Origin of the sequence: Actinomadura violacea (assembly GCF_017573465.1) — a bacterium.
Classification (GTDB): Bacteria; Actinomycetota; Actinomycetes; order Streptosporangiales; family Streptosporangiaceae; genus Spirillospora; species Spirillospora violacea.
On record NZ_JAGEPF010000049.1, the window covers coordinates 58,868 to 66,453 of the forward strand.

The following is a 7,586-nucleotide window of genomic DNA, read 5'->3' on the forward strand; positions in this document are numbered from 1 at the left end:
GCGGGGAGGAAAACGCGGCGGCGGGGGCGGGTCAGAGCACGCGCGTCCAGGCGGCCCCGTCACCGGGCGCGCCGGAGAAGTCGTAGCGGACGACGGAGCCGGGGGCGAGCGCCGCCAGGCTGACCGAGGTGGTGCCCCACACGCGTCCGTCGCCCATGTCGAGCAGGGGCAGCAGCGCGCGGTGGTCGGCGCGCGGAAGCCCGTCGCCCTCCAGCAGCGGCAGCCACTCGCCCCACGCCTCGCGCGGACCGTCCTCGGTCCCGGGACGGGGGCGGGCCGCGGCGGCCAGGCGCGGCCGGAAGTGGGCGAGGCGCGCGCCCATGTAGGCGTCCTCGGTCCCGCCCTCCTGCTGCCCCTCGCCTTCCAGCCCGCTGTTGACGATCATGTGGAGGCCGCGGCCGAGGACGCGTTCGACGAGGTCGTGGCCGTCCCAGCTCCACAGCCGCACCCGGTCCGGCTCGGCGCCGACGAGGTGGAACGGGTCGAACGCGGCGAGCTCCAGCTCGCCGAGCTTGCCGTCGGCGGCCATCAGCAGCGGCAGCTCACCGCGGGTGGCGCGCCCCGCCTCGGGCGCCATCCGGCCCCGCCCGTTCAGGACCAGCGCGACGCGCGGCGCTGCGGGGTCCACGGCGAACCAGGTGCCGCCGGCGCGCAGGTCACGGCCGCCGACCAGCCCGGGCCGGTCCGGCCAGTGCCGCCCCGGGGGCTGCCAGTCCCGCACGATGAACTCGTCCCGCACGCCCGCGACGAGCACGGGAACGGCGGCGGAGGATTCGACACTGATGATCGCCGTGCACATCCCCCAATTGGAGCACTCCCCCCAAACCACCCCGAACCCCGACCCCCCACACACACCGCCCCGACCCCGCGAGCTTGAAGCTCAGCCCCCGGTCACGGGCAGGCACGCGGAGCGAGCGCCAGCGAGCGCAGCGGGCCTGCCCGACGACGGATGAGGCGTTTCGCGCGGAGCGCTAGCGGAGCGGGAAACACCTCGCCCGTCGCAACGGGGGTTCCAGGGGGTCGCCCCCTGGGAAACACAGCCACGGGCAGGCACGCGGAGCGAGCCCTGGCGAGCGGAGCGGGCCTGCCCGACGACGGGTGAGGTGTTTCGCGCGGAGCGCTAGCGGAGCGGGAAACACCTCACCCGTCACAACGGGGGTTCCAGGGGGTCGCCCCCCTGGGTCAAAGCGGCGGCCAGGGGATGGCGGGCCAGTCTTCGGGGGGGTAGGGGTGGATGCGGTGCTTGAGCATGAGTTCGACGCGGCGGCGGGTCGCGTCGACCTCGTCGGCGGTCAGCAGTTCGCCGAGGCGGTCGGCGAGGGGGCCGCCGCGCAGGGCGCGGTCGACGCGGGTGAGGGCCTCGGCGGCCTCGGAGGTGAGGGGCTTGCCGCGCCACTGCCACAGGACGGTGCGCAGCTTGTACTCGACGGAGAAGCAGACGCCGTGGTCGCACCCGTAGACGTGGCCGTCGCCGGGCGGCAGCAGGTGCCCGATCTTGCGGTCGGCGTTGTTGACGACGGCGTCGAACACCGCCATGCGGCGGATCGCGTCGTCGTCGGAGCGCGAGAGGGCGACCAGGTCGATGTCGGGGTCGGGTTCCACCCACAGCTGCACCATGCCGGGCCCGTAGGGGCCGTCGCGGTGGACGGTCGGGGGGACGGTGCCCCAGCCCATGGCCTTGGAGACCTCGTAGGCGGCGACCTCGCGTTCGGCGAGGGTGCCGTCGGGGAAGTCCCAGAGCGGCCGCTCGCCGGCGACGGGCTTGTAGACGCAGGCGGCGCTGACGCCGTCGTGCTCGACGGTGCAGTAGAGGGTGGCGTTGGAGGCCTGGACGAGGCGGCCCTCGATCGAGAGACGGCCGGCGAGGAGCAGCCTCTCGGCGGCGGGGACGTCGCGGGGGGAGACCCGGTCGCCGGAGGGGTCGCCGGCGGGGGCCCGGTCCCGGGAGGACTGCGTCATGCGCTCATTCTCCCGGGCGTTCCGCCCTTGATCCAGCGCGGGTCCCGGTCCGGGGCGGCCGCGCCCCGGCGCGGTGTGCCGACCGCGCGCATCTCAGCCCAGGTATCCGTTCTGGCGGGGGCAGACGTGGCCCTCGGCGTTCAGCGGCAGGCCGCACAGCGGGCACGGCGGGCGGCCGGCGGCGACGACCTGCAGGGCCCGCTCGGCGAACGCGCGGGCCTGGGCGGCGCTGATCCGGACGCGCAGCACCGCGATGGCGGGGTCGTCCTCGCCGACCTCGGCGTCGTCCTCGCCCTCGGTGACCTCCTGCGCCTCGATGACGACGCGCTCGTCGTCGGGGTCCCAGGCCAGCGCCATCGTGCCGACCTTGAACTCCTCCTCGACCGGCTGCTCCAGCGGGCCTTCGTCGCGCAGTTCCGACGGGGTGACCGCGGGGACGTGGGCCTCGCCGCCGCTGCGCCGCAGCACCTCGTCCAGCAGCTCCTCGAGCCGTTCGGCCAGCAGCGTCACCTGGAACTTCTCCAGGCCGACGCTGGTGACGCGGCGGCCGGCGCGGGCCTGCAGGTAGAAGGCGCGGTCGCCGGGGCGCCCGACGGCGCCGGCGACGAACCGCTCCGGCAGGTCGTAGGAGATGACGGGCATGACTCCGACCCTACGCGCCGCCGCCGACGACCGCGTCACTTGCCCCGGGTCCGGCTTTCCGGTCATCGTCCCCGTCCGGTTTCGGCAGCAGGCCGGTGACGTCGCCGCCGGTGTCGTTGAGGCGGACGACGAACGGCCGCAGCTCGGTGTAGCGGATCGCGGTCACCGACGCGGGGTCGGCCTGGATGCGCTGGAACTGGTCCAGGTGCAGGCCGAGGGCGTCGGCGACGACGGCCTTGATGATGTCGCCGTGGCTGCACACGGCGTAGACGGCGTCGGGGCCGTGGGCGGCGGCGATGCGCTCGTTCCAGTCGCGGACGGCGGCGACGGCGCGGTGCTGGGCGTCCGCCATGGCCTCGCCGTCCTCGCCGGGGAACCGGGCGGCGCTCGGGTGCGCCTGCACGATCCGCCACAGCGGCTCCTCGGTGAGCTCCTTGAGGGGGCGGCCGGTCCAGTCGCCGTAGCGGACCTCGCCGAACCGCTCGTCGATGTCCACCTTGTCGACGGTGCCGCCGGCGTCGCGGGAGTGCGGGGCGGCGACCGTCCCGGCGGTCTCGACGCACCGGTCGAGGGGGCTGGAGACGACCGCGGCGAGCGGCAGCGCGGCGAGGCGGCCGGCGACCGCGGACGCCTGCGCGCGGCCCCGGTCGTCGAGCCCGACGCCGGGGGTCCAGCCGGCCAGCACCGGCCCGGTCATAGCGGTCAGGCCGTGCCTTACCAGGAGAAGGGTCGTCACAATTGGCCACTGTAGGAGATGCGGGGACCGGATGTGATCAGCGGCGCGATTCCGCGCGGTGCGCCGGATGCGTCACAATGCATGCCGTGATCGTGGACAAGGCCATCTACGCCGGCGGGGTCCGCAGCGACATCGACGGCGACATCAGCGACGCCTTCGACCTGGCGCGCGCCGACGGCGACTGCTTCCTGTGGATCGGCCTGTACGAGCCCGACGAGGAGGAGTTCGAGCTCGTCAAGGACGAGCTGCGGCTGCATCCGCTCGCCGCGGAGGACGCGGTGTCGGCGCATCAGCGGCCGAAGATGGAGCGCTACGACGACACGCTCTTCGTGGTGCTGAAGACCCTCGCCTACGTCGACGAGACGTCCGACATCGAGGTCGGCGAGATCATGGTGTTCCTCGGTCAGGACTTCGCGGTCACGGTCCGGCATGGGGCCGGGAACCCGCTGGGGCCGGTCCGCAAGCGGCTGGAGGAGGACAAGGACCTGCTGGAGCACGGCGCGACGGCGGTGCTGTACGCGGTGTGCGACGAGGTGGTGGACCGGTACGGGCTGGTCGCGCATGAGGTCGAGGTGGACATCATCGGGCTGGAGCGGGCGGTGTTCGACCCGCGGGCCCGCGACGTCACCGCCGACATCTATTCGCTGAAGCGGGAGGTGCTGGAGTTCCGCACCGCCGAGGACCCGCTGGTGCCGGTGCTGCAGGAGATCGTCAAGGGCCGGGTCTCGGAGTGCGCGGGGACCAGGGAGTACTTCCGCGACGTGCTGGACCACCTGCTGCGGGTGGACGCGCAGGTCGACGCGCACAACGAGCTGCTGAACAGCGTGCTGAACGCGCATCTGGCGCTGCTCGGCAAGCGGCAGAACGAGGACATGCGCAAGATCTCCGCGTGGGCGGCGATCATCGCGGTGCCGACCGCGATCGCCGGGATCTACGGGATGAACTTCACGCACATGCCCGAGCTGAAATGGTCGTGGGGCTATCCGGTGGTGCTTTTGGTGATGGCGGCCGTGTGCGTGCTGCTGTACCTCAGGCTGCGCAAGAGCGGCTGGCTGTAGGGCGCCTCTGGCTGTAGGGCGCCTGTAGCGCGCGGGTCAGGCGGTGTCCCGGCCGGACGTCCCGCCGGGGAGCAGTTCGGCCAGCAGCGCGGCCCACAGGTGCGACTCGGTGCCCCGCGACTCCAGGCGGCCGCGCATCCGCTCCACGCCGCCCCTGGTGGGCAGCGCCAGCCACAGCAGCAGCGGGTAGCCGACGACGAACCCGGCGACGAACACCACCACGGCGTGCCCGATCATCGCGAGCGGCAGGCCTAGCAGGATCACGCCCTCGGCAAGCGCGAACCGCAGCATCACCGCCGCCCGGAACTGCGTCAGCGCCAGCCGCGCCGCCTCCGCGGGCTCGGCGCCGGGCGCCATCGGCAGCGGGGCGCGCGGCCCGGCGAGGGCCGCGACCGCCGCCGCCAGCAGCAGCGGCGCGTAGATCCACGGCGGGGCGTCGCCCGCGGCGCCGCCGCGGTTGTCGACGATCAGCGGGGTCAGCGTGAGGATCAGCAGTGGCGCGCCGACCAGCACCAGCATCATCAGGCGCATCCGCCCCAGCACCGTCATGTCCCGCAGCGAGGCGAGGTAGCCGGGGTCGTCGCCGGGTCCGGCGCCGAACACCGGGCCGGCGGGCGGCGCGCCGGCGCCCTCGGGCTGCTGCATCGAGTACGGGGTGGGGCCCATGGCCCGGCACTTTAGCCCGGTGGCGGCCCGCCGGAACAGGGCCCACCAGGAACTTTGCGGGTCAGGTCGCCGAGATCGCGCCGGCCGCGAGCAGGCCGAGCAGGGCGCCGCCGAGCGCGACGCGGTAGTAGACGAACACGTTGGTGGAGTGCCGGGTGAGGAACTTCAGCAGCCAGGCGATGCAGGCGTAGCCGACCACGAACGACACGACGGTCGCGATCAGCGTCGGGACGACCTGCAGCGACCCGTCGAACGCCTTGCGCAGCTCGAACAGGCCCGACAGCACCACCGCGGGGATCGACAGCAGGAAGGAGTAGCGGGCGGCGGCCTCGCGGGTGTAGCCGAGGAACAGCGCGCCGGTCATCGTCGACCCGGACCGCGACGACCCGGGGATCAGCGCGAGCGCCTGGAACCCGCCGATGATCAGGCCGTCGCGCAGGTTGAGGTCGGCGACCTCGCGTTTGCCGATGCCGGCCCACTCGGCGACCATCAGCAGCAGCCCGAGGACGATCAGCGACGACGCGTTCAGCCACAGGTTCCGGGCGCCGCCCTCGATGAAGTCGTTGAGGGCGAGGCCGATGACGGCGACCGGGACGGTGCCGAGGCCGATGTACCAGCCGAGCCGGGCGTCCTGGTGGGGGCGCAGGTCCGGCGTCCACAGGCTCTTGGTCCACGTCGTCAGGATGCGGACGAGGTCGCGCCGGAAGTAGATGACGACGGCGGCCATGGTCCCGAGCTGGATGACGGCGGTGAACGCCGCGCCCGGGTCCTTCCAGCCGAGCAGTTTCGGCACGATGAGCAGGTGGCCGGAGCTGGAGATCGGCAGGAACTCGGTGAGCCCCTGGACGATCCCGAGCACGGTCGCTTCCACGACGTTCACGAGCGGCGGGTCTCCTCCGAATGCGAGATCGGCCACGGCGCCCGATCCCCGGAGAAGCGTATCCGCGGCCCGCCGCGCGCCGGTTCCGGTGCGCCGCCGCCGTCCGCCGGGCGCCCCCTCCCACCTGCGGGAACACCTCCGGCCGTCACCGGCGGGACCGATCATGCTCATGTGCCCGTCACCCGCCGTCCATCCGCGCCCGGGCATGTCGCCGGGCCGGCGCGGACGGTGACGGCGCCGTGGGGCGCCCGCGATGACCGCTACATTGACCGCCTATGAAGGAGCGTCACCTCGGGCGGAGCGGGCTGCTGGTGTCCCGGCTGGGGCTGGGCACCATGACGTGGGGCCAGGACACCGGCCCGGACGAGGCCGCCGCGCAGATCGTGGCGTTCGCGGAGTCCGGCGGCACGCTGGTGGACACCGCCGACGTCTACAGCGACGGCGACAGCGAGCGGATCCTCGGGGCGCTGCTGCGCGAGGTCGTCGACCGCGACGGCCTGGTCATCGCCACCAAGGCGGCGATCCGGCCGAACGGGCGCTACGACGGCTCCCGGCGGCACCTGCTGCGCGCGCTGGACGCGTCCCTGGACCGGATGGACCTCGACCACGTCGACCTGTGGCAGCTGCACGTCTACGACCCGGCGACGCCGCTGGAGGAGACGCTGTCGGCGCTGGACGAGGCGGTCGCGTCGGGACGCGCCCGCTACGTCGGGGTGTCCAACTACGCGGGCTGGCAGGTGTCCAAGGCGGCCGCGTGGCAGCGCGCCTGGCCGGGCCGCGCCCCGATCGTGTCGGCGCAGCTGGAGTACTCGCTGCTCAGCCGCGACATCGAGCGGGAGGTGGTGCCGGCGGCGCTGGACGCCGGCGCGGGGCTGCTGCCGTTCTCACCGCTCGGCCGGGGCGTGCTGACCGGCAAGTACCGCACCGGCATCCCCGCCGGGTCGCGGGCCGCCGCGCCGCGCTTCGCCGACTTCGTCCAGCCGTACCTGGACGAGGAGTGCGCGCGGATCGTGGAGTCGGTGGTGACCGCCGCCGAGGGTCTCGGCGTGTCGCCGCTGAGCGTCGCGCTGGCCTGGGTCCGCGACCGTCCGGGGGTGGCCGCCCCGATCGTGGGGGCCCGCACCGCCGCGCAGCTCGAGGCCATCCTGGACAGCGAGGACCTGACGCTGCCGAACGAGATCCGCGCCGCGCTGGACGACGTCTCCGACATGTCCCCCGCCCACCAGTGACCGTGCCCGACCCGTGACCGCCTCCCCGGCCGCCTACCCGGCCGCGTCCGCGAACGGGGCGCCCGCCTCCGTGACCGGGCGCGCCGTCCGTGGCACGCTCGGGACGGTCCACCGCCAACCGTGAGAAGCCGCGACGGGAAGCCCGTGACCGACACCCCACCTGACATCGACAGCCCCTCGCCCGAGTCCCCGCAGGAGCGCGCCGCCCGCGCCGCCGAGGCGATGCGCGCGGCCGAGGCCGCCGGGGCCCGCGCCGCCGAGGCCGCCCGCGCCGGACGGTCCGCGCAGTCCAAGCCGTCCGGGCAGTCCGGGCCGTCCGGGCCGTCCGCCGGGTCGCAGGCCCCCGCGCCCGCCCAGGCGCCCGCCGACGCCCGCGAGGGCCGGGCCGCGCTCGACGAGCTGGTCGCCTCCGCGGG

General features: G+C 74.3%; 9 protein-coding genes. 3 read left to right on the forward strand and 6 right to left on the reverse strand.

Going from position 1 to position 7,586, the window contains the following annotated elements; genetic code table 11:
- Positions 1-31: 31 nt before the first annotated feature.
- The 4 genes from J4709_RS49635 to J4709_RS49650 form a co-directional block, all read right to left on the reverse strand.
- On the reverse strand, positions 32-799 hold the full coding sequence (locus tag J4709_RS49635) for an NRDE family protein (RefSeq protein ID WP_208252488.1): 768 nt from the start codon (positions 797-799) through the stop codon (positions 32-34).
- Positions 800-1,182: 383 nt separating this feature from the next.
- Positions 1,183-1,959, reverse strand: coding sequence for an SCO1664 family protein (locus tag J4709_RS49640; RefSeq protein ID WP_208252489.1), 777 nt, complete (start codon positions 1,957-1,959; stop codon positions 1,183-1,185).
- A gap of 93 nt (positions 1,960-2,052) precedes the next feature.
- Positions 2,053-2,601: a DUF3090 domain-containing protein gene (locus tag J4709_RS49645; RefSeq protein WP_208252490.1), complete on the reverse strand. Its 549-nt coding sequence runs from the start codon at positions 2,599-2,601 to the stop codon at positions 2,053-2,055.
- A gap of 10 nt (positions 2,602-2,611) precedes the next feature.
- Complete coding sequence (locus tag J4709_RS49650; protein ID WP_208252491.1) at positions 2,612-3,337, reverse strand: histidine phosphatase family protein; 726 nt, start codon at positions 3,335-3,337, stop codon at positions 2,612-2,614.
- A gap of 77 nt (positions 3,338-3,414) precedes the next feature.
- On the opposite strand from J4709_RS49650, the gene corA reads away from it, so the two are divergent.
- The gene (corA, locus tag J4709_RS49655) at positions 3,415-4,395 is read left to right on the forward strand and encodes a magnesium/cobalt transporter CorA (protein WP_232385260.1); all 981 of its coding nucleotides are present in this window, start codon (positions 3,415-3,417) and stop codon (positions 4,393-4,395) included.
- A 36-nt stretch (positions 4,396-4,431) separates the two neighbouring features.
- On the opposite strand, the gene J4709_RS49660 is transcribed toward corA, so the two are convergent.
- Positions 4,432-5,061, reverse strand: a complete 630-nt coding sequence (locus tag J4709_RS49660; protein ID WP_208252493.1) for a hypothetical protein — start codon at positions 5,059-5,061, stop codon at positions 4,432-4,434.
- A gap of 61 nt (positions 5,062-5,122) precedes the next feature.
- Complete coding sequence (locus J4709_RS49665) at positions 5,123-5,941, reverse strand: undecaprenyl-diphosphate phosphatase (protein WP_208252494.1); 819 nt, start codon at positions 5,939-5,941, stop codon at positions 5,123-5,125.
- Between the two features lie 275 nt (positions 5,942-6,216).
- On the opposite strand from J4709_RS49665, the gene J4709_RS49670 reads away from it, so the two are divergent.
- Both J4709_RS49670 and J4709_RS49675 read left to right on the forward strand, forming a co-directional pair.
- Positions 6,217-7,170 carry an aldo/keto reductase gene (locus tag J4709_RS49670; protein WP_208252495.1) on the forward strand — a complete coding sequence of 318 codons (954 nt, stop codon included), beginning with the start codon at positions 6,217-6,219 and terminating at the stop codon, positions 7,168-7,170.
- Between the two features lie 144 nt (positions 7,171-7,314).
- On the forward strand, positions 7,315-7,586 hold a 272-nt coding region (locus J4709_RS49675; protein WP_372442247.1), incomplete at its 3' end, for a hypothetical protein.